Here is a 19,938-nt window from a genome sequence, read left to right on the forward strand (position 1 = left end):
AGAAGTGCATAAAAAAAATTAGGAAGTGCACAAAAAAAATTGGGAAGTGCATGGTAGAAAAATTGAGAAGTGCATAAAAAAAATTAGGAAGTGCACAAAAAAAATTGGGAAGTGCATGGGTTTCAGTTATCCACAAATTCTTGTGGAAAAAGCTGTGGATAAAATATGTTGTTTAATATGTTCAAAAAGAGAAAAGAAAATTGTGCTATTTGTATATTTTTTGTTGAAACATCTGAGAAGATTAAATCATCTTTTGTAAGATAATTGTTGACAAAAGATGATACATGGAGTACAATATCATTGAGGTGATAAACATGGAGTCTAACAAAAAAGTCTCTGTTATTTTGCCAAATGAATTGTATAACAAGGTGGCAGCAGAAGCAGAGAAAACAGGCAGAGGTGTGTCAAACTGGATACGCGAAGTGGCTATTAAAAATACGCTGAGACAGGAGAAGGACAATGGCTAAAGTAATTACCTTTTCAAATCAAAAAGGTGGAGTTGCTAAGACAACTTCTGCGGTCATGACAGTAGGAAATCTGGTCAACAGAGGATATAAAGTATTGCTGATTGATACTGATCCGCAAGCAAACGCAACGGATTTTGTCGCACCACATTGTGACGGTACGAGAAGCATCTACTCCGTCATTACGGGACAGCATCCCGTAGAAGAAGTAATAGTTCATACAGAAGAATTCGGAGATGTTTTACCTTCGTCTTCTCAATTATACAATGACGAGATTCTTTCATCGAATCCGTTTGCTATTAAAGAAATCATTGACGCAGTAAGAAACTCTTATGATTACATCGTTATCGACACACCACCCAACTTAGGCAAAGTCCAGATAGCTGATATTCTCGCATCGGAGTATCTTGTGATTCCAACGAAAGCAACCAGAGAAAGCGTAAAGGGAATTCAAATGTTGATAGATACGATCTACCAATATTTAGAATATAACCCAAGCATGGAGATTGTTGGGATACTGGTTACTATGAGCGATAAGAGAGTTCTGGCTGTAAGAGAGAACATGAAGTTTATAAAGCAACTCGCAGAGTCTATTGAAGTTGCCGTATTTAGTAATTGGATTCGTGCAGCACAAGCTCTGGTAGGAGAAGCAGAACTGTTTCATACGAATGTCTTTGCTCGGAAAGCGCGAAACAAAGCAAAGGATGATTATGACGGCTTTGTATCTGAATTGTTACATCGTATTGAGAGAATGGAAGGAAAGGTATGAAAAAAGATTTTAGTAGTGTTTCTTTTGATTTCGCTTCATCCAGGGACAAAGTACCGAGTATCTTTTCGCGGGATGTCTTGAAACAAGCAGGTAAAACTATCGAGGAAATTCCAGTAGACAAAATTGTCTGGTACCGCAGGGAACAAGATCAGGACACATCTTTGCTGGTGTTCCGTGACTACTCAGATGATAAACTCAAGAGACTTGCTGCGGATATTAAGCAGCATGGTGTATTGGAGCCGGTGCTTGTCTTCAAAAACGAGCAGCAGCAATTTGAGGTGCTTGCTGGCAAACACAGAGCCAGAGCAACGAAACTGCTGAAAGAGGAAACAAACGAATCGAAATGGAATACTATTCCGGCGATTGTATACTCTTTCGCGGAAGTATCGGAAAACGACTGGGCACTGGGAGATTTGATATACGTCAATACAAATGTGTTGCGTAGAGAAGGATTGAGTTTTTCAGAAATGGGCATGGCATATAACCGGATGTTTGCTGCTTATGCTCATGTTGGATCAAGTCAAGAAAAAGACGCGAATGATTTGATTAGCGAGAACACTGGATTAAGTGTGAGCAAGATCAGATCTATACGCAATATTGTACCAGAAAAATTGATTGTCCCGTTTCTGGAAATGGTAGACGATCATAAGCTGTCATTGACGGTCGCAGGACAAGACTTGTGCCGGTTGAGTAAATCCTCTCAACAGATTGTTTATGACTGGGCAGGAGAACAAGAAGACCGTGAAAAGTTTTTGTCTAAGTATTTGACAAAAGCAAACGTTCGCGTTCTGTGTTCGCAGGAAAAAGAACACTGCTTGACAGTAGAAGATTTGAGTTCTCTGTTAGAGAACGATAAAAAGGAATTCAAGGCACCCACCACGAAGAAATTGAAAGAGATGGTGCCGGAAGAATATTGGAACGACAGCGAGGAATTTTTGAGGAAGGCAGTTGAGGAATATCTATCCCGTCATGGCATGTGAGTTATCGTACTGTCGAGAGTTTCAATTTCTCGACAGTACATCTTGACAAAGTAAATGTTTTGTGCGATAATAGTTTTAACAACAAGTTAATGCGATAACTTACGAGTAACAGGAAATATACGGTTTATAGTTTAGCTGGTAAGTCCCGAACCTTTAGGTTCGGGACACTAAAGCCCGCGCCGCTCTTTCGCGTCCACAAAGCGCAAAAAAAATTGCTAGTAGATCTAAAAAGGCAGTCGGAAGTTTTGCAACCTGTTGCTTTACTTAGGAGAATGTTAGATATAATAGCAAGGAATAAAACTATACGACAAAATGTTTTAACAATAACAACGGTCAAAATTTAGGTAATAGCGAAAAAGGAGATTGCATGAAAAAATATCCTAAGATTGAGACGATTTTTAAAAGATCGACAGACGGTTCAAAAGAATTAGTTGAAGGATTGTACCGAAACACAACGGTAGAATATTTAGCAAATAATATTTGGATGTGTACAGAAAAAATTGACGGCACAAATATTGGAGTTGTTTGGGATGGTCATACTGTTCATTTTCAAGGACGTACAGAACGAGCGCAGCTCCCAAGCAAACTGGTTGCTTATTTAACGAATACGTTTTCATCTAACGCTGCTCAAGAGTTATTTGAGCAAAAATTTGGAGAGATGTCGGTAATTCTATTCGGAGAAGGGTACGGTGCCGGTATTCAAAATGGAGGTTTGTACAGCGAAGACCAAACGTTTATTTTGTTTGACGTATACTTAACAGAGCAAGATCTGTGGCTGAAAAGAGATGCAATTGAAGACATCGCTCAATGTTTTAACATTGAAGCAGTCCCAGTTATTATGGTCGGAACATTGCCAGAAGCAGTCGAGTTTGTAAAAACTCGTCCGAGTTCAACTATCGGAAACGCAAAGATGGAAGGACTCGTGTGCAAACCTTTAGAAGAAGTTCGGGACAGAATGGGCAATCGCGTTGTCGTTAAAGTCAAGTGTAAAGATTTTCCGAACACTTGAACGGATAGTAACCTCTGCCGCCGCGGCGGCAGAGGTTTAAAAGTCACTTGAAAGAAGGTTAGATCATGAGACAAATCACAAACACACATACTGGCAAAATTGTATCTGATACTGATTTGGGTGTTGAATACCTTTATGTTGGAGATTATGGAAAAGAAAATAACATTAAGGCTGACTTTCTTGGATATACAAAACGTATTGAAAAAGTAGAACACAAATCTGTTGACATCACAGACAAGCTCGTTGTTACAGTATCCAGTCAAAAAAGTTGTCCGATGAACTGCAACTTCTGTGACTGCCCGAAACTCGGGTTTCATGGAAACGCAAGTGTGATGGAACTGGTATCCGAAATCACGACTGGCATAGCACTTTCCGGTGTTAAACATGGTTCACGTCTTAACGTACATTATGCGCGTATGGGTGAGCCGACATTCAACTATAACGTCATCACATCAGCCCGTATGGTTGCAGAAATGCTTACAACACCACAGACGGATACAACGTTTGATACTTATCATCCAGTCGTATCAACCATGATGCCAAAATCAAACAAACATCTGTTTGATTTCTTACGTACATGGGTCGAAACAGGATTTATATTCGGCGGAGAAGACGGCTTTGGTTTGCAATTTTCCATCAATACACTTGATGAAATTCAGCGCAATACAATGTTTCGTAACAAGTCTCTTTCTTTACAGGAAATCAGTGACATAATTAAAATTCTCCCAATGCCGAAGAAACGCAAATACACATTAAATTTTGCTGTTACATCTCAATGCAATCTGAATGTTGACCTTATGAACAAATACTTTGACAAAGACAAATGTATCGTAAAAATCACGCCGATTCATGAAACAGTCGAAGCCGTTAATGAAGGATACGAAATTGTTACAGACTTTGATGTCTATGAGAAATTTGAGCAGCCGCTTGTAAGAGAGGGTTGGGACGTAATTGTCTTTGTTCCAAGTAAAGAAGAAGACGCAGACCGCATTACCTGTGGTAACTCACTGATTGCTTTATACGACTAATAATTTGGAGGGTGACATGAGACTGATTGATGCAACGGCGTGGATGCAATTGCCGGAAGCGTATGATGAGGTTGGTGAAAGGTGAGTAAAGCATGGGGAAGTCATTAAAATTTATACAGTGCAGAGCATCAGATAGCAGCGTGTCTACATATTCAGATAAGGATTGGACAAAAGCCGTAGAAGTGAATTTAGCGGATTTCGCAAAATCAGTGTTTCACATAGACTTGGACGGTCATGGGATTTTTATTAGAATTGAAAACACTCTTTCAACATCGGTTGTGATTGATACTAATGCAGATTTTGATTTTTTTGTTTCCTCACAAATAATATCTGATAGTACAGGATTATATTTTCAGCCTTTATGCGAGTGCCTTGAAAAAATTTTGTGGGGCATAGCTTACAACAAAAAAGGCAAAGCTCCGCAAACAGGTGACGAACTACACTATGTGTTAGGAAATGCTGTTGTATTACATACGCTCAAACCCTTTGGGTGGCTAACAGAAAAACCGTGGTTGACCGATGAATATATTGTATGTATACCTGTAAAGATGTGGATTGAGAAAAGTAAAGGCTGATATATACAACTTAGATGTTGATCCGGGGAATTTATGACACCCATTAGCTGTTAGGAGAACAATGCATGAAAGTTAATCGTTGTGACGTTTGTGGAATTTATTACGATGCACTACCAGATGAATGTTGTATTGTAATTTCGAATATAAGAGGGAAAGTCTATTACTATGTTAGAGAACATGATTCATTGTGCAAAAAATTAGATTTGTGTCCGGTGTGCATTAGAAAAATTCAAGAAGTCATTGATGAACGGGCTAAACAAAAGAAGTGTTCAAAAACATCGTTTATGATCCTTGTGAAGATGAAAGAGAACATAGCCTGTGTGAGTGAAAAACAGACGGATTTAGACAATATAACAGAAACAGGGTGCAAAGAATAATGAATACTGATGTAATGTTTTCAAGTAAAACAGATCTGTGGGCAACACCACAAGATTTTTTTGATAATCTCAATCAAGAGTTTGATTTCAATCTTGATGTGTGCGCACTGCCAGAAAATGCAAAGTGCAAGAATTATTATACACCAGAAGTTGACGGACTCTCTCAGCAGTGGGAGGGGCATGTCTGGTGTAATCCACCATACGGTAGAGAAATCGCTAAGTGGGTACAAAAAGGTTTTGAGTCCGTACAAGCTGGAACAGCTTCGATATGTGTAATGCTGCTGCCAGCAAGAACGGATACAAAATGGTTCCACAGTTATGTGTATAACAAAGCGGAAATTCGTTTTGTAAAAGGACGATTGAAGTTTGGCAAGAGTAAAAACTCAGCACCATTTCCATCAATGGTTGTTGTGTTTAAGTAGAATATGGAGAGTGAATTATGGATTATGTGATATGGATTATTATACTGATTGCAATTTGGTTTGTAGCATGGGCAGTAGTTCATGGTGGAACGAGATAAAAGGATGGGAACTATGGACATTGAAGAAAAAGCAATCGCAAGATTGCAAGAAGCTGCGCAAATGTCGCAGCAGATCTACGAAAGACCGCTGATACTTGCATATTCAGGCGGCAAAGACTCTGACGTGACATTGGATTTGGCGATCAAAGCAGGCATCCCGTTTGAGGCTGTGTACTCTTTGACTACGGTCGACATACCGGAAAGCGATATGAATATGTATCGCATAATAGCATGAGCTATGATGAATTGCTTTTCATAGATTGCGATACACAAAACCTTGCAATATTCCAAGGCGGTGAATTGATTGCATTTGAAGAAAGTGAGAGTGAATAAATATGCTTAAAAATGAAAGATTATACAAAGATGTAAACGGTCAAGTTTGGCATGTAAAGTCTGATGGAACAGCAGTCAAATATCCTCAGTTTACAGTATACACAGAGATGCCTAAAGGCGTATATGAAGAAATACTATACAAAGAACACGGTATAGATGTAAGCGATAAACTGTATTTAGCAAATCAACGCTTCTCGTATCATTTATGTGTTGTTTCTCAATATGAAGAAGATTTCGGAAACGCTGATAATGTATTTGACGTTCTTAGTGGCGAATGGGTTCATTTGTATGGAATTGACTGGATATTATCTGACGTTGCTAACCTCATTTGCGGTCATGAGTATATGATTAGAGGTCATAAAATGACGCTTGTTCATTTTCGGGAAGAAGCGCAAGGATTTTCGTTTATTGACGATAAAGATTGGAATTGTAATAGCTCTGCATTTATTGGAGTTCATCAAATTTGCTGTGTAAAGGAGATACAGAAAATGCCAAAAGAGTACAAGGTCTGGGAAACGGAGAACGGAAAATTTTACGGGTGTGATTGCGAAACTGGACATACCTTTGTTATTGGTGAAGAAACATTCGAAATAGTGAAGTATTATGCAACGAAACCAAGAGTAGGAGATATTGTTTACATAAACAATTTAACAGGTGTTAAACCTTACGAGTTTACTTTTGTACGAAACGTTGCAAAACTGTTAAATGATGATCTCTTAATGTTAAGATATGCTTACGGATATTATCCTAATTTTGATACAAGAGAACAGAATAAAAAGTTGTGGAAGGTACTACACGTAGGTCTTTATTCGCTTATCGAAGAATATACAACGGGAACTCGCCCAATGATTTGTGTATGTGATAACGACTCTTTGACTGTATCTGAAAATCAGGAGGATGATGAGCCATTTTAACTCAAAAACAAAAAGATTTCACTGAGAATTTTTATAGTAAAAAATCCCCAGCAGAACAAGCATTCTTGAATTTAATTGGCATAGAAGATAGATACTTTATGATTCCTAACAATGTAAAAAGATTATGTTCAATGCCGTTAACTAAGACTCTTGGATCTCATAAAAGAAAACAAAAACAACATAGGAGACACTGTGCTCTTGTTAATCAAACTACATTTAATTACGTTGAGTCATTGATTGAAGAAGCGATTTCGGATAATTTGCATAACTTTTTATCCCATATGGTTGATATAACAATGCTAAACATACCGTAGTAAAATAAGTATTTTATTGAGTGATAGTTTTCTCGACTTTGTTACAGATTTCTTAGAATGTACATCAGGTGATTGAACAATTGAGTTTTACAAACTATATAGAACAGATCAAAAAAGCTATAATTAAGAAGTTAAAGTGGGAGAAGATAGATAGTTGCTATATTGCGTTGAATCCCATCGAAGATTATTTGATATATTCAAAACAACCAGTTAATAAAAAGAATTATTACAACTATATATGGCGTGGCATACTGAACGAGATACAAAAAGGACGTTCGATCCCAAAAGGATATTACACAGTTTATATGTGTAGAAACTGCCATCATGTTCAACTTGACAATAATGTACCTTGCGAGAATTGTAGGTGGTAAATATGTATAATGTAAAAACATTGGAAGCAATCATAGCGGCTAGAACATTGATTGAGTATTGCAAAGACCACACAAATTCTTGTGGCGATTGCCCGTTTTACAGAAAGAACAACGGCGAATGGACTGGCTGTATATTTAGCGGTGACAGTCCTGAGTATTGGGAGATTGAAAGAGTATGAATGAAAAAGACATTGAAGCAATTGGACACGCAAAAAAACTATTATGGAGTATTGCGAAATGGATAAAATTAAAAAAAGACGAATTTGCAAAATGGAGAAAATGGAGAAGCGTTAGAGGTTATTGTTTGTTTGAAATTGAAGGTGAAAAAATTGTTTTTGAACCGGAATGGTATATTGCTAAGGACGCATATGGCATCACAGAAGGATACAAATGCAGACGGTGCGGACATTTTCAAACAAACAACAACAAGCCTTGCGAAAGGTGCGGGAGGTAAATATGTGTAAAGGCGAAATGGATATTGCAGCAATCCAAGCAGCAAAAACATTAGTTGAGTATTGCAAAAATAACACAGATTTGTGCGATACTTGCCCGTTTTACATAATGGACAACAGCGAATGGCGCGGCTGCGTGCTTAGTTGTGATATTCCGGAGGATTGGGAAATTAGAACATGACAAGAGAAGATATTAAAGTAATCAAATACGCAAAGGCTATTTCTGAATATTGTGGTAACAAAGCAAAGTGTGAAAATAATTGTCCTCTTTTTGGTGGTGGATGTTTACTATTAGATGATAATTGTCGCTTTCCCTCGGATTGGAACATTCCAAACGTAAAAACATACAAACAGGATTTTCTTGATAAGTTTCCGGATGCGGATTTTAATGCGGATTGTATTTGCCGAAAGTATGTTTATCCCAACAGCGGAGAGCATCCCAATTGCAATAATGACAAATGCGAACAATGCTGGGACAAGACGTATATTGAAGGAGTGTAAAGCATGTACACTGAACAACCCGATATTCGTTTGACACAAAAATGAGGCGTGTTAAGTATGAATGTGAAAGCAGCAATAGAATGTCTTAGCAAGATGATACTTGAATATGAAGAAAGATCAAAAAAGTATATCTATAACGGTGCGACCGAAGTGCTGGGATATAAAATATTAAAAGAAAAAATTGATTCGTTATATACAGCAAGAAGCAACTTAAAGCATACCTCATGGATACTAACAAAAGAAACAACCCCGGATGTATTTATGAGTGATGATGACAATGTAGGAATGTCTCATAGAGTGATTTGCTGTGACGAAAACGGTGATTGTTTGATGGGACGTTATTACTACATAAATGGTCATACTTTTTGGATATCTATGTTGACTAACGCTCAATTCGATTGCATTGCGTGGATGGAATCACCGGACACAAGGGAAATTGTTGAAGCGGCAAAACATCGTTATCGGAACTAACGACAAATAGAAAGGAGCATTACAGAATGAAATTAACCGAAGGTCAGGTTTGGGCGCATCGTAATAAAGAAGACAATCAATATGACAAATATCTTGTGATTGACTATGTTACAAATACCTGTTTCAATGGCCGTGAAACACCGTTTGGCAAAGTTACGTCTTTTATTTGCTGTAATTACAATTATTTGCTTAATGAGTGTTGGGAATTGCTGGACGCTGAAAAGATTTGTGAATTACTGCGTAAGCAAAGTGAATGTATAAGAATCATACATGAAAGTGCAGAGTATGAACGGCAACTCATATCAGCACGTGAATTTGCAGAACAAGAAGTAAAAGAGAAAGAAAGCATTTGTGAAAGCGTGCAAGCTAGACTTACGCAAGTTGCGAATGAACTTGATGTAGAACGTAAAAAGAGAGCGCATGTAGAGAAACAAAATCTTGAGTTTGAAGAAAAACTAAAAGATAGTATCTCTTGTGGTGCTGATAAGCAAGATAGAATGTTGGTATTGTTACAAGACGGTTCAACACATTTCGTCAAGAATGGAACGGACATTTTATTTGACAGAGATAACAATGTAATATGTGTACTAAATGAAAAGGCTGACACCCTTGCCATTTTTGATAAAGATTTTGTGCGTGGCGCGATGTTAACAACTATACAAGATGATGATAACTGAATACATAATAATCCCAACGACTCTCGGTACAAAAGTAAAGATAGTTACTGAAAGCGATTATAATAATCAAAAATCTCCTGTGACAATTGAGGAGTTGATTGACAGTGTAATAAGCTGCAATATTGGTTTCTTTACTCTGGATAGCCAACAAAGAGATGAACAAGAAAAAAATAAAAAATTGTAAAGCAAATGATGATTGAGATTGATATATTACTTCCACAAAGGAAGTATCTAGTTCCCTTCTCCCGCATTATTTTAACATTGACGTGGTGAGTAAAAATGTATGAATTATCTGATTTAATTGTACTGTTTTGTAGTGGCTTTGTTTTCGGTATGAAATACGGTGATCGTTTTGAGTATAATGTATTGCTTGCCGTTATAATGGCTGTTGGGGTGGCCGCGCACACGATCTATAGTATCGTTAAACTTTGCAAGGAGGTAGAAGATAAATATAAATGATGAAAAAGACAACTATTAAAAAGCTAGTGATTTCTTCTGTGGTAGGTGGTTTATTACTTGCCTGTCTGTGCGGATGTGGCGCAGTAGAATATAACGATTTAAACTCAGACACGAATTTGTTAACTGGCTCAAAAAAACGATTTTCGCTAATTGAGGACTGGACTACTACCGATATTGTATATGACAAAGAGACTGGTGTGGAATATATCAGATCGTTAGTAGATGGCGGTTGGGTATATACTGTTTTATTAAATGCAGACGGTACACCGGTAGTTTATGAGGGAGCTGAATAATTTTGAGTATGGTGCCAAAATACGTAACCTGTCCTCAGTGCGGAAAAGAGTATAAATTTCTTGGCTGCCAAGTACGTTGCGATTGTGGATATAATTTATTCGCTGTCAAAATAGCATTAAGAATGCTTTATACGTCTTTATATAAAGACATACCAAGAAAAGACAAAAGATAAAAATATCTACAATTGTAGACATTATTTTAAACATATGAACTGTAGTCTATGGAGAGACAAAAATGGTTAAGGTTATCGAAAAATGCAAAGAATTGAGAACGGAATGTGATAAGTGTTTTTCTATTTTAGAATATTTACCGGGGGAAGACGTACACAAGGGAACGAAATATTTTACAACTTATGACTTTATGTCAGGCGAACGAAATTACAAATATATCGAGTGCCCTGTATGCGGCAGGAAGGTGGAAGTTTCACGATGACAAAAGAACTAATGTATTACGCTAATGCTTTTCAGAGACTTGTGTTAAAATCAAACATACGCACTTATGCTGAATATGCGCGTGGCTATTATAACTTAGCAATGCATACGTCTCATAAAGTCGATAAACATAAATACATGCAATTGGTTAAAAAATATACTGTTCTTGGTCGAAAACTACAATGTGAGATGGAGATATTGGACAAAGTATTTGAAGGTGAATAAAAATGATTATTAAAATTTTGTTGATTTGTAGCATTATCGTCAATGCGGGAATAGCGTTGAGGACAGCGTGTTTAGATATTGCAGTGGAAAAGATGTTACAGGACTGCAAAAATAATCCTGTAACACGAAATGAAATTATAGACCATTTACCAGAGACAATCAAAAGCACATTAAATGAAGAAATACAACGAACTACGAAGGAAGATGAAAACAATGAAAAATAAAAAAGAACATACATTTAGACGAAAAGTGAGTTTAAAAACGAAAGTATCAACTTTGTTTTATATTCTGTTGTTTGCGACAATTGTGATCGCATCTGTCGTATCTTTGATTTTCGCAACGGTAACTACTGCATCTGTCGTACTGTCCTTTATTCCTAATGTAATCTTTTCGTATTTAGTTGGTATTACTGCTGGAATTGTTTTTGGAATTTTAATATTTAACTTTTTAACGTTTGTGACGGGATTGATTTTAATAGCGATGGGGAAATGAAACTCACTAGAGATCCGTTTATGGAAAAATTGGAGACAGTTCTACAAGAACTTATGTCAAAAAACATTTGTCCACCCTTTGATTTGAAAGATACGGAAGGAAACTACAAGCCGACATATGAAATTCTTAAATGTTTATCCTCATATTATGATCCGAAAAATTATGTATCCTGTGAAGATGCAGAACGAATCACAGAAGCGTTGCTGAAGAATAGTATGTTGTTCCTGCTATAGAAATTCAAGAAGCATTTAAAAGATTAAACAATGAATAGATGGTCAAGAATTAAATTGAGATGTGTAAACAGGAGACTAAACGATGACTGCCAGAGAATGTAAAAGAAAAAGAAATAGAAGAAACATTTCTCGTTTTGATTATGACATCATCGAGTCTGATGAGAGCAAAAAGAAACAGGAACGCAGAAAAAGATATGAGGAATACTTTATCCGGAAATTGAAAGAAAAGGCAATTAGTTAAAATAAGATCAAGGAGAAAGGCAGCTCTATGTATTCAGCACTTGATATAGCACGATACATTATATGGTATTGTGAAGAAAAAAATATATTGTAAGTGACTTGAAATTACAAAAGATTTTGTATTTTATACAGGCTAAATTTTTGGTTGAAAAGAATACTCCATGTTTTTCTGAAAAGATTGAAGCTTGGACTTTCGGGCCTGTTGTGCCAGAAGCATACCATGAGTATAAGCAGTATGGAAGTGGAGATATACCTACAATAGAATCATATATTATGTTCGATGAAAATGATATATGGAACTCTAAACGGATTGAATTTGAGGATACAATCATTGCAGATGAGGATAAAGTTCTTATTGATAAAGTTATTGACAAGTTTGCAGATTACTCGGCAACAGATCTTGTATCGTTGACTCATAGACAATCGCCATGGATTGATGCATATGCTCCATACCAATACAACGAAATTCCAATCAATGCAATAAGAGAGTATTTCGATAGTTAATATGAATTAAAATGTATTTTATAAAACTACGATTTTATTGAGGTGTTAAATTATGAGTATGAAGAAATATGGGTTTATAGGTCTGAAAACAGCTATATTTTTTCCAGACCACACGGTTTATTTAGATTACAGCCCAGAGGTAGATCGTTGGTTTATTCCATATAAAAACGGAGACTCATTATCTGACAACCCTAAAATAACCTTCGGTACAAGTATGAAACATGTACATAGCTTGCGTGCCGCAAAACGGCATTTACGCAAACATTCTGAAATTCCGAAAGGTACTGTGTTTCGCCTAAATTCTCAGTATGTAGGATTTGATATTTATTTAATTAAAAAATGAGGGGTTAAACATGAACTCAGAAAGATATTGGAAGGCTGCAAGAAGATCCATCGACTACAAAGAATATCTTAAACAACATGACGTGACAAAGGGAATGACAGTAAGTGAAGCACAAGGGTTGCGGTTGATGTTTTACCGGACAGCGTCACTTATGTCTCGTGAACAACTGTGTCGCAATGTAGGTATTTCACCGGGTACTTTACGGAGTTGGGAATACGGTAAGACAAGCATTAGATGTTCTATCTTGCCAGACCTATGTAAAGAAATCGGTGTAGAGCCGAATGATATTATCACACCACAATTTGACGCTGCGCCAAAAATGAGAGCATTAGTTCGAACATGCGATGAGGTAAAGCAAAATGATATGGCTTTGACTGCGTTAACTAATTGGCTTGTCGAGTTAAGAAAAGAACATAATATGAGCCGTGATAAATTAGCAAAGCGTACGGGAATATGCCCTTACGATATTTCGCATTACGAACAGGATGGATACACAGTGAAACCAGAAACCTTGCTGAGATTATATATCGTACTAGATGTCCGTTATGATTATATCAAAGAAGAGTGGGTAGTATGAGTATTCGAAATATTCAGGATTATACCAAGGGGTCAGATCTATGAGAGCAAAAATCCGTATCAATGGAATCTTTGAGAGGGTAGAAAGTTTAGATGATGCACTAGATATTGTTGAACGAGAATGTGGGTACGACCTAAGAGAATATATTGAGGACAATATGATTGATAGGAAATTAGCAGGCTATGACTCGGTAAGCTACGAACAGTGCAGATATTTTGAATAAGTTTGTTGAAAGGATGAGCACAATGACACAAATATACAAAGTCGTATTCGAGAGCTTTGATGAACGCACACACTCAATGGAGTTCGATGGAGATATTATTATCACAGATCCTTGCTACATTCTCAATAGAGATAACGAGGGTGATTGGGATAGATCGCACTACGGTAGTAATATGGAGTCTTTAGGTATCAATCATTATATGACAAGGGATACTTTGTATGGTGATTGGGGTTGTACAACGTTCAACCTTGATACTAAGGAAGAAATTGGTAGATTTTGCGCTGATACAGGTTTGGTATCTGTATTTTTGCTAGATGAGGTTTTGAAATATAATCCAAGTTTTGACTACTATACTACTCGCCCTTGGACTACAACATTGATTAAGGATTTCAAGGGAGTTGTTGAGTTTATTGTTCGGAATATTCAGGGAGAATACACGGAAACAACGGAGTATCATCAAAAAGGTGATAGGTTCGAAGATCAAGATGTTCAAGTTATCGGAAAAGGAATCAACAAAGCGACAGGCGAAGTGTTTAGATTTGTTGGCAAACAGACAGGGTTTTAAGAGAAGATAAAACGGAGGGTTACGTGTGAAAACAGGAGATGCAGTTGGTTATATAGACAGAATGATTAGTGAACAGGAAGACTACAAAGTATATGCGTTGGGACATAGAAGTGACGATGAGGAATTGTTGAGTGACATTGAGAGTGGTGCATCGTATGTCAAGTTTGATTTGGATGAAAAACGATTGCCGAATATTAAGAAGAAGAAAAGATTACAAAACAGTTACAAAATAGTAACAAAACCCTCCCAAAATCCGGGAGGGTTTTGTCTTAGAAATATATTTTATTGAACAAAATAAAAGTTTTGTTCAATTATAGAAAGGTTATTCCGAATGCTCTGCCAAATTTTCCAGATAATCAACTTCATCGTAATATTTTGACATCAATGCTTCAAGAGTTAGTGAGATCGACATTAAGTTGTCGATCTCTTTTTCTAACTGTTTTGTTTTTTGAATTGCAACAATTGTATAACCATAAGCATTTGTACTTTTTTTGCGGGTCAGGCTTAGACTTTTTGAAACCATCTCTAAAGACGATACAATATCATCTAAAGTTTTTTGAGCCTGACAACCAGCAGTCTGAATTTCGGATTTTGTTTTTCCATATAGTTCGTACATCGTATTATATATCCTTTGTCATCTGTATCAATTCGTTTTCACTGATAATTGGAACATTCAACTTCTTTGCTTTTTTATTTTTACTACTTGTGGATTCTGCATCATTATTGACTAGATAATCTGTGTTATTTGAAACACCTGATACGACAATACCACCGCAGCGTTCGATCCACTCAGATAATTCTGCACGGTTTTTAAACTTATTCACGGAACCGGTAATGCAGAAGGATTTTTTATTCAATGAAAAATTTACATTAGCTTTATCTGGTTGAATGATGTGCAGCATATCCAACAAATCTTGGACATCATCTTTGTTATCTTCAAAATACTTGTTGATTTTGCGAGATGTAAGTGTACCAATATCGGATAAGACTTCCCAATCTTGAATAAGCTCACATGCTAATAAAGGATCATTTGAAGTATGTTGTTCCCAAATATGCGCTGCCATCGTTTTTGCCGTAGCTTTACCCACACTTGGTATTCCAAGAGCGACCAGAAATTTGTCGAGTGAACAAGTCTTACTCTGTTCGATGTTATCCAAAATTGTGTCAGTTAGGTTCGGTCCTAAGATCGGAACAATTTTATCTGTCATATCTTTTAGACAATACAGGTCTTTGACACATTTTAAATATCCATGTGAATATAGCGCGTCAATTCGTTCTGTTGATAAACCCGCTATATCCATTCCCTGCTTGGAAGCGTAATGCCTGATGATATTCTGTTGTTTTGCCGGACAGGACGGATTTAAACATTCTAAAAAAATGTCTTGAACAGTAGCCTTTCCTCCACAGGCAGGACAACGCGCTGGTATCTGATACGTGTTACTGCGTGTTTTGTTGCGCACGATCTGTGGAATAATCATATTCGCTTTGCGAACAGAAATAATATCTCCAATACCTAACTGTAATGTCTTAATTATATCAACATTACACAGTGTTGCTCTTGATATAGTTGTTCCATCTATTTGTACCGGATCAAAAATAGCTACCGGATTGATTTGTCCGGTTCTACTTGTGTTCCATTCAATGTCTCGTAAAACAGTATCATGGTTTTCATCGTAGAATTTAAAAGCGATTTGATAATTAACGTGGTGCTGTGTTGATCCTAACGATTCAGAATATAAAACGTTATCATAAGATGCAACAATGCCATCAATACCGTATGCTTTGTTTGCACACGCTGCGGTAATCTCGTCTATATAGAATTGCAACGAATGCGAATCCCAAGAACTGACTGGCACACTGGCAATATCTCTTGTTTCTACAATTTCAAAGCCATATTCTTTCGCTTCATCAAGTCGAGAAGAAAACCATTCTAGTTTGCTCCCCTCTACTACTTTCCAAGCAATGAACCTGATGTGCCGGTTGGCAGCTATCTTGCTATCTAATTGGCGGACAGAACCAGATGCCAGATTCCGTGCATTTTTATAAGCAGTAGATTCTTTTAGATTGATAGCATCAAAAGTATCTTCGGTAATAATAGCTTCTCCATCAATAACATAGTTGCCATCATGAGGAATCGAAAGAGGAATGTTGTCAAAGACTTCTGCATTGTGAAGAACGTCCTCTCCGATCTCTCCGTCTCCGCGAGTTTCCGCTTTACTTAATCTGCCCTTCTCATACGTCAAAGAAATTGTCAAACCATCCATCTTTGCCATCAGAATCGAAGGAGCTTTGTTTACGAAATGCACTAATTCATCAATACTTTTTGTTTTGTCAAGACTAAGCATCGGATGGTCGTGCTTAACTTTTTTAAGACTGGAAACAGCTTTGTATCCGACTTGTTTTGTCGGAGAATTAGAAAAAGAAACATGAAGTTTTTCTTCCAGATCTTTCACTAGATCGAATAACTCATCATATTCTTTATCACTAATCAGGCTTTTATTATCATTGTAATAAGCTTGCCGATACTCGGCAAGCTTATCAGTTAAGGTTTTGAGTGAATAAATATTGTAATCCATATGTCCCTCAATAATCGCATGGTGCATTATCTGTCAAATACACAAACGTTGCATTGTCTGGTAACTGATCTTTGAACTCAGGCGGTACTGTACCATTACACCACAAATTATTTGTTTCTATTAGTTTCCCATCAAAGGTGCGAATCGTAAAACGTCTGCCACCATGTCCTAGCATTGAGCTTGGTTTGGTTGACAAAACAGGAGTCCCTAAACAATAACATTCTCCGTCAATGATAAGATGTTCTTCTTTTTCAGAGCATATTTGTTTCCAAAAATAAACGCTGAAACACGCAGAAGAACAAAGTGTTGCACCACTGTACAGGCTTCGCGGTATTTCTTTACCACAAATTTCGCAAAACACTTAATCACCTATGTCTTTAGACATATCGTTTTGAACCCCAGCCCAAATTATTTTTACAATGTCTGATACCGGCTTTGTTCCATCGACTACTAGATGTGCGATCTTGTGTGCAGATTTAAAACTCTCGTCATCGTTTTGGATGCGCCGCTGCACAGAATCCATAGAGTCTCCGCGCTTCAACATGCGCTCCGTGCGAACTTCTTCTGGCACCGACAGATAAACAACAAACGGAATTTTGTCTCCGGTGTATTTGCTGTAAAAATAATTTACACCAGCCGGATCAATTACATAGAGATCGCTATCATCAACTTGCTGCGCCGTAGCGCAATATTCGTAGCCATCGAACGTTGTATATGCGATCAGGTTTCTCAATTTTGAAAATTCATTTTCGCTAACAAATGTATGATTGTTCTCTTTTGGGAAACGCTTTGGTCTGGTTGTGTATGACTTTACTTGCTTCATGCCGCAATTGTTTTCAAAGAAATTTGCAACAGTTGTTTTGCCACTGCCAGATTCGCCTACCAGCAAAACAATATAACCTAACTGGCTGAAATTAAAATTACTCGCTGACAAGATTTTCAATCTCCTTTTTTACAAGCTGGGCGGTCTTAGAGTCCTTGATTCTTTTTGGATTTCGAACACCGGAATGTTTATAAACCGTGTCGTACAATAGCTGGGCTGATACGCCACGTTCGATAGCTGCTTTACCCGCTGAAATGATTGCATCAATTTCTTCATGGATGTCTTGCTGTACACAAAAGTTTTCTGGACGATAAGTAGAACAACCATTTTTATCAAACCGAAAATCTAAGAAACTCCGACTTGCTAAATAGTCACACAGATGGACAAAGTTTTCCGCGTCTGTATTCGGTTCTGGTAATACTTCTTTACTACGAGAATTTGTGTTCCATCTTCCCATGTGGGAACCAATCAACGATGCGATAGATGTTCCGATCTCAATCATGTCGAGTGAATAACATTCAGACTGTTCTGCATAATCTTTAGACAGTTCGATAACTTTCCGCGCTGCTACTAACGGATGGTCGAAAGTAGTGAATTTTGACTTGCTGGATTCTAATCCATGCTTCCATCCATCGTGAGCAATTAAAGCAGTGATAATTTTTGATCGCTCGATTGGAGAAAAGTCAAAAGATTTCAAACCGGAGTTGTTCTCTGTATCGTTCATCAAACTGTTTGCGAACATAACAGCAGCCTTTGTGTGCCGAACCAAGCCGCCACTACCTAAGCAAGTATCAGAATGATACTTGCCGGTACTGGATGCCGGAACTTCAAAAAAATAGTCCGGCAAATGATTTACAATGTATGTAGCAAAGCCTTGAATCTTTTTGTTTTCAATCAGTTGCAGTTCATCTGCAAAAATCTTTTCTTTTAAATACATTCGTTTCCTCTTTAATAGTTAAAAGTTACCGTACAAGGTACAACTTTTAAACAGTTTTTATTTCTGCGAATATCCATTCGACAGATTCCCCGCAGATATGTGTTGGCAGATGAACTAATATCAAAAGATTTCATTTCAGCAAGTGCTGTTTCCGCACGCTTTTTTGATTGGAAAATATACACGGGAACATTACTTTTCTCTTCGATAGTAACGATTCTGCGTTTCTTCTTTTCTCTGCCGACTAAGACGATATAACCGTCTTTATCTGTAATACAATAACCAGTAACAACTTTAATCAACTTGTTCGCTCCTTGTTCTGCAACGCAAGAATAGGATCGAGTACTATATCTGTAATACGATCATAGACTTTAATGCCATGTTCTTGAACATATGTAAGAGGGATTTTCGGATTATTCAAATATCTGCCACGTTCCAGTTCTACATCCCATTTGTAAAAATACGGAAACAAGCTATGAGATGGCATTACATATATTGCTTCCAGCTCAGTTTGATTGTATACACTGAACGCCCAGAAACACTGTGTGTATCGCTCTAGGATCTCTAACGTCAAATGTCGAGACGTAGAAAATTCCTTTCTGCTACTATTGATATTTAAACTTTTTAACTCCCAGAAGTTTCCGTCACGATCTACTGCATCAAACGATGTTCGACTACTATTTAATCGTAAGTCGAGATAAATGGCCTGTTGTAATTGCTTGATGTTATTGTCTGTGTAAATATCTGTAATACCGTACTTACCAGCAAACAGTTCGAATGATTTGTTTGTCTGCAAATATGTATCAAATATAATTTTTGCTTTATCGTCCAGTGCTACCAAACCCTCCGCGATTCACATCATCAAGAGAATCGACTTCTGTAAAAGTCAATCTCGGCGGACGCTTCGTCACACACATCTGACAGATGTAATCACCTTTGTGAATCACTGTATCTTCATCAGCTCGTGCTGGAAACTTAATGATGTCATTATTTCCGGAGTAAGAACCGTCAATAACTCCAACAGAATTTGTTTGAATGATTTTGTATCTCTTATAAGTAGAGCTGCGGGGAACAATCCAGCACGTACAACCCTCCGGCATCTTGATCGAAATACCAAGATCAATCAAACAGAATGAACCTTTCTTGAGCGATACCGTTTCTGCTGCGCAAATATCATACATATCTCCCTGAGCATTTTCTTTTACATGCGGAGCATCCGTATGATACTTGATTTTTATATCAAACTGGTTTTCCAAAATATCCT

At 37.2% G+C, this 19,938-nt stretch carries 33 protein-coding genes; 26 read left to right on the forward strand and 7 right to left on the reverse strand.

Annotation, left to right across the window (positions count from 1 at the left end):
• Positions 1–314: 314 nt before the first annotated feature.
• The 26 genes from KQI75_RS11900 (at position 315) to KQI75_RS12025 (ending at position 14,630) form a co-directional block, all read left to right on the forward strand.
• Complete coding sequence (locus KQI75_RS11900) at positions 315–467, forward strand: ribbon-helix-helix domain-containing protein (RefSeq protein WP_216471023.1); 153 nt, start codon at positions 315–317, stop codon at positions 465–467.
• Positions 460–1,233 carry a ParA family protein gene (locus KQI75_RS11905; protein ID WP_216471024.1) on the forward strand — a complete coding sequence of 258 codons (774 nt, stop codon included), beginning with the start codon at positions 460–462 and terminating at the stop codon, positions 1,231–1,233. Before KQI75_RS11900 ends, KQI75_RS11905 begins: the two co-directional genes overlap by 8 nt.
• Positions 1,230–2,213, forward strand: a complete 984-nt coding sequence (locus tag KQI75_RS11910; protein ID WP_216471025.1) for a ParB/RepB/Spo0J family partition protein — start codon at positions 1,230–1,232, stop codon at positions 2,211–2,213. Before KQI75_RS11905 ends, KQI75_RS11910 begins: the two co-directional genes overlap by 4 nt.
• Positions 2,214–2,580: 367 nt before the next feature.
• On the forward strand, positions 2,581–3,222 hold the full coding sequence (locus KQI75_RS11915) for an RNA ligase family protein (RefSeq protein WP_216471026.1): 642 nt from the start codon (positions 2,581–2,583) through the stop codon (positions 3,220–3,222).
• Between the two features lie 65 nt (positions 3,223–3,287).
• Entirely contained in the window at positions 3,288–4,250 is a 963-nt protein-coding gene (locus KQI75_RS11920; protein ID WP_216471027.1) for a radical SAM family protein, read from the forward strand.
• 92 nt (positions 4,251–4,342) lie between these two features.
• Complete coding sequence (locus tag KQI75_RS11925; protein WP_216471028.1) at positions 4,343–4,825, forward strand: hypothetical protein; 483 nt, start codon at positions 4,343–4,345, stop codon at positions 4,823–4,825.
• A gap of 65 nt (positions 4,826–4,890) precedes the next feature.
• Positions 4,891–5,202 carry a hypothetical protein gene (locus KQI75_RS11930; RefSeq protein ID WP_216471029.1) on the forward strand — a complete coding sequence of 104 codons (312 nt, stop codon included), beginning with the start codon at positions 4,891–4,893 and terminating at the stop codon, positions 5,200–5,202.
• Positions 5,202–5,624, forward strand: coding sequence for a phage N-6-adenine-methyltransferase (locus tag KQI75_RS11935; RefSeq protein WP_216471030.1), 423 nt, complete (start codon positions 5,202–5,204; stop codon positions 5,622–5,624). Before KQI75_RS11930 ends, KQI75_RS11935 begins: the two co-directional genes overlap by 1 nt.
• Before the next feature lie 111 nt (positions 5,625–5,735).
• Positions 5,736–5,957: a hypothetical protein gene (locus tag KQI75_RS11940; RefSeq protein WP_216471031.1), complete on the forward strand. Its 222-nt coding sequence runs from the start codon at positions 5,736–5,738 to the stop codon at positions 5,955–5,957.
• Positions 5,958–6,057: 100 nt separating this feature from the next.
• Positions 6,058–6,969, forward strand: coding sequence for a hypothetical protein (locus KQI75_RS11945; RefSeq protein WP_216471032.1), 912 nt, complete (start codon positions 6,058–6,060; stop codon positions 6,967–6,969).
• An 860-nt stretch (positions 6,970–7,829) separates the two neighbouring features.
• On the forward strand, positions 7,830–8,108 hold the full coding sequence (locus KQI75_RS11950) for a hypothetical protein (protein WP_216471033.1): 279 nt from the start codon (positions 7,830–7,832) through the stop codon (positions 8,106–8,108).
• 2 nt (positions 8,109–8,110) lie between these two features.
• Positions 8,111–8,287, forward strand: a complete 177-nt coding sequence (locus KQI75_RS11955) for a hypothetical protein (protein WP_216471034.1) — start codon at positions 8,111–8,113, stop codon at positions 8,285–8,287.
• The gene (locus tag KQI75_RS11960) at positions 8,284–8,607 is read left to right on the forward strand and encodes a hypothetical protein (protein ID WP_216471035.1); all 324 of its coding nucleotides are present in this window, start codon (positions 8,284–8,286) and stop codon (positions 8,605–8,607) included. Before KQI75_RS11955 ends, KQI75_RS11960 begins: the two co-directional genes overlap by 4 nt.
• A 57-nt stretch (positions 8,608–8,664) precedes the next feature.
• A complete protein-coding gene (locus KQI75_RS11965; protein WP_216471036.1) occupies positions 8,665–9,078 on the forward strand; it encodes a hypothetical protein in 414 nt (137 codons plus the stop codon).
• A gap of 26 nt (positions 9,079–9,104) precedes the next feature.
• Positions 9,105–9,755 (forward strand): hypothetical protein, encoded by a 651-nt coding sequence (locus KQI75_RS11970; protein ID WP_216471037.1) that lies wholly within the window; start codon positions 9,105–9,107, stop codon positions 9,753–9,755.
• 455 nt (positions 9,756–10,210) lie between these two features.
• Positions 10,211–10,507: a DUF6440 family protein gene (locus KQI75_RS11975; RefSeq protein ID WP_216471038.1), complete on the forward strand. Its 297-nt coding sequence runs from the start codon at positions 10,211–10,213 to the stop codon at positions 10,505–10,507.
• Between the two features lie 429 nt (positions 10,508–10,936).
• Complete coding sequence (locus tag KQI75_RS11980) at positions 10,937–11,164, forward strand: hypothetical protein (RefSeq protein ID WP_216471039.1); 228 nt, start codon at positions 10,937–10,939, stop codon at positions 11,162–11,164.
• 2 nt (positions 11,165–11,166) lie between these two features.
• Positions 11,167–11,388, forward strand: coding sequence for a hypothetical protein (locus tag KQI75_RS11985; RefSeq protein WP_216471040.1), 222 nt, complete (start codon positions 11,167–11,169; stop codon positions 11,386–11,388).
• Entirely contained in the window at positions 11,378–11,656 is a 279-nt protein-coding gene (locus tag KQI75_RS11990; protein WP_216471041.1) for a hypothetical protein, read from the forward strand. The genes KQI75_RS11985 and KQI75_RS11990 overlap by 11 nt, the downstream gene beginning before the upstream one ends.
• Before the next feature lie 315 nt (positions 11,657–11,971).
• The gene (locus tag KQI75_RS11995) at positions 11,972–12,130 is read left to right on the forward strand and encodes a hypothetical protein (protein WP_216471042.1); all 159 of its coding nucleotides are present in this window, start codon (positions 11,972–11,974) and stop codon (positions 12,128–12,130) included.
• A 116-nt stretch (positions 12,131–12,246) separates the two neighbouring features.
• Positions 12,247–12,633, forward strand: coding sequence for a Panacea domain-containing protein (locus KQI75_RS12000; protein WP_407927194.1), 387 nt, complete (start codon positions 12,247–12,249; stop codon positions 12,631–12,633).
• Between the two features lie 52 nt (positions 12,634–12,685).
• Complete coding sequence (locus tag KQI75_RS12005; RefSeq protein WP_216471044.1) at positions 12,686–12,976, forward strand: hypothetical protein; 291 nt, start codon at positions 12,686–12,688, stop codon at positions 12,974–12,976.
• Between the two features lie 10 nt (positions 12,977–12,986).
• A complete protein-coding gene (locus KQI75_RS12010) occupies positions 12,987–13,553 on the forward strand; it encodes a helix-turn-helix domain-containing protein (protein ID WP_216471045.1) in 567 nt (188 codons plus the stop codon).
• Between the two features lie 40 nt (positions 13,554–13,593).
• Positions 13,594–13,776 carry a hypothetical protein gene (locus KQI75_RS12015; protein ID WP_216471046.1) on the forward strand — a complete coding sequence of 61 codons (183 nt, stop codon included), beginning with the start codon at positions 13,594–13,596 and terminating at the stop codon, positions 13,774–13,776.
• 22 nt (positions 13,777–13,798) lie between these two features.
• Positions 13,799–14,341 (forward strand): hypothetical protein, encoded by a 543-nt coding sequence (locus KQI75_RS12020; RefSeq protein WP_216471047.1) that lies wholly within the window; start codon positions 13,799–13,801, stop codon positions 14,339–14,341.
• Between the two features lie 25 nt (positions 14,342–14,366).
• Positions 14,367–14,630 (forward strand): hypothetical protein, encoded by a 264-nt coding sequence (locus KQI75_RS12025; RefSeq protein ID WP_216471048.1) that lies wholly within the window; start codon positions 14,367–14,369, stop codon positions 14,628–14,630.
• 33 nt (positions 14,631–14,663) lie between these two features.
• On the opposite strand, the gene KQI75_RS12030 is transcribed toward KQI75_RS12025, so the two are convergent.
• The 7 genes from KQI75_RS12030 to KQI75_RS12060 form a co-directional block, all read right to left on the reverse strand.
• The gene (locus KQI75_RS12030; protein ID WP_216471049.1) at positions 14,664–14,957 is read right to left on the reverse strand and encodes a hypothetical protein; all 294 of its coding nucleotides are present in this window, start codon (positions 14,955–14,957) and stop codon (positions 14,664–14,666) included.
• A 4-nt stretch (positions 14,958–14,961) separates the two neighbouring features.
• Positions 14,962–16,917, reverse strand: coding sequence for an NAD-dependent DNA ligase LigA (gene ligA, locus KQI75_RS12035; RefSeq protein WP_216471050.1), 1,956 nt, complete (start codon positions 16,915–16,917; stop codon positions 14,962–14,964).
• A gap of 361 nt (positions 16,918–17,278) precedes the next feature.
• Positions 17,279–17,851: an AAA family ATPase gene (locus KQI75_RS12040; protein ID WP_216471051.1), complete on the reverse strand. Its 573-nt coding sequence runs from the start codon at positions 17,849–17,851 to the stop codon at positions 17,279–17,281.
• Positions 17,838–18,677, reverse strand: a complete 840-nt coding sequence (locus tag KQI75_RS12045; protein WP_216471052.1) for a hypothetical protein — start codon at positions 18,675–18,677, stop codon at positions 17,838–17,840. Before KQI75_RS12045 ends, KQI75_RS12040 begins: the two co-directional genes overlap by 14 nt.
• An 11-nt stretch (positions 18,678–18,688) precedes the next feature.
• Complete coding sequence (locus KQI75_RS12050; RefSeq protein WP_216471053.1) at positions 18,689–18,976, reverse strand: hypothetical protein; 288 nt, start codon at positions 18,974–18,976, stop codon at positions 18,689–18,691.
• Entirely contained in the window at positions 18,973–19,515 is a 543-nt protein-coding gene (locus tag KQI75_RS12055; RefSeq protein ID WP_216471054.1) for a PDDEXK family nuclease, read from the reverse strand. Before KQI75_RS12055 ends, KQI75_RS12050 begins: the two co-directional genes overlap by 4 nt.
• Entirely contained in the window at positions 19,496–19,930 is a 435-nt protein-coding gene (locus tag KQI75_RS12060) for a dUTP diphosphatase (RefSeq protein ID WP_246566651.1), read from the reverse strand. Before KQI75_RS12060 ends, KQI75_RS12055 begins: the two co-directional genes overlap by 20 nt.
• Positions 19,931–19,938: the final 8 nt, after the last annotated feature.

Source organism: Butyricicoccus intestinisimiae (genome assembly GCF_018918345.1).
Classification (GTDB): Bacteria; Bacillota; Clostridia; order Oscillospirales; family Butyricicoccaceae; genus Butyricicoccus_A; species Butyricicoccus_A intestinisimiae.